Genomic DNA, 1,396 nt, shown 5'->3' with positions numbered 1-1,396 from the left:
TCGGTTTCGGGCAAACCGTTTCGGGCGTTCTCTTCTTTGGACGACACCTTCCATTGGTGCTGGGCGATAAGTTGGCCGTTTTCGTTGTAGCCAGGGTAGGTAAGGATGACACATAAGGAAAGGTCGTCTGAAAATTTTCACACGACCTTATTAGGCTGTTGGGTCTTGACCCAACCTACAGTCACTGACACTTTATGCAAATATAGCTTGCATTTTAAAGTTCATCCAACACTCGGATGCTATCCGTGTCCTTAGTAGTTAGTTTTTTTATATCGACTTCAAAAAAACTAAGTTTCTTATTTTTGATTGTATAGTCATACATTTTTTTGTGGGTTTTGTCAAAAACATATCCTGTATATGAGTTGGCAATCTTCTGATTTTCAATAAAATCTGTGATAAATAAATTATCTTTTGATACATTTAACTCTGTCAAAAGTTGTCTAAACACATCAGGAAAATCTATTGAAAAACTCTCTGTTAACTCTTTTATATCCTGAATAAAAATATCATTTGGCATTTCATCCAATTCCATCGGCTTCATATTGGACTCCTTTAATTTTAAATAAATTTAAAAATATTAAATACTAACAGTGTCTACTCTTAATTGGGGTTATGATACGCCTCAGTATCCCTGCTCTTCTCGCTCCTTTCTCGCATCTGCCACACATTGGTTTTGTAGCTCCAAGAGATTTAATTTTAGCTCCTCTTTTTTTCGCTTCTCGTATAAGTTGACGTTCAGCATCATTTAAGTGGTTGCCATCTTTCCCGCTTCTTCCTGCTGGATGTAAATTTTGTATTATTTCATCTGCACCCGCAAGACTTTGTTGCCTTCTAGAAGGCTTTGATGACAGAGAAGAGCCTGCTTGAGCAATCCATATTTGAGAGGTTCCATCAGCAAGTGTTACCCTTGCCAAGGCTAACGTAGTGAAACCATCTCTATTTTTTTCTGTCAAATTATCAGATAATTTATCAATTCTTCTTGCAAGATCCTCATCATTTTTTCTGTTTGGATTGGGTATACATGCTAACCCTAAAGGATCAATCCAAATCTGAATATTAGACGAAAACCGATAAAGATTATCTCCACCATATAACCCAATCGGGTCCTGATTTACAAACCGACCCGCATCAGGCTCGTAATACCTGAAGAAGTTGTAATGCAGCCCCGTCTCACGGTCGGCATACTGGTTTTGCAGGCGGAAGGGTTGGTATGCGCTATCCGTTACCTTGGTTTCTTCTTTCAGACGACCCCAGCCGGTGTAGTTGCCGAACCATAAAAGGTTGCCGTCCCTATCGGTCATCTCTCTTGGGATGCCGATTTGGTCGCAGTGGAAGTAGTTTGTTTCTTGGCGGTTTTCTCTTTCTTCGGTTGTCCAATCGCGGACTTGCGCCAGCG

General features: G+C 40.1%; 2 protein-coding genes. Both read right to left on the bottom strand.

Annotation, left to right across the window (positions count from 1 at the left end; genetic code table 11):
- Window positions 1-214: 214 nt before the first annotated feature.
- Window positions 215-541 carry a hypothetical protein gene (locus HMPREF3277_RS00445; RefSeq protein ID WP_003766584.1) on the bottom strand — a complete coding sequence of 109 codons (327 nt, stop codon included), beginning with the start codon at window positions 539-541 and terminating at the stop codon, window positions 215-217.
- A gap of 43 nt (window positions 542-584) precedes the next feature.
- Window positions 585-1,396, bottom strand: an 812-nt coding sequence (locus HMPREF3277_RS15515; RefSeq protein WP_246830729.1) for an RHS repeat domain-containing protein, incomplete at its 5' end; no start/stop codon positions are given.

Origin of the sequence: Neisseria sp. HMSC70E02 (genome assembly GCF_001838645.1) — a bacterium.
GTDB lineage: Bacteria > Pseudomonadota > Gammaproteobacteria > Burkholderiales > Neisseriaceae > Neisseria > Neisseria macacae.
The sequence above is the reverse complement of the archived record's forward strand: the minus strand, read 5'-3'. Positions and strand labels throughout refer to the sequence as shown.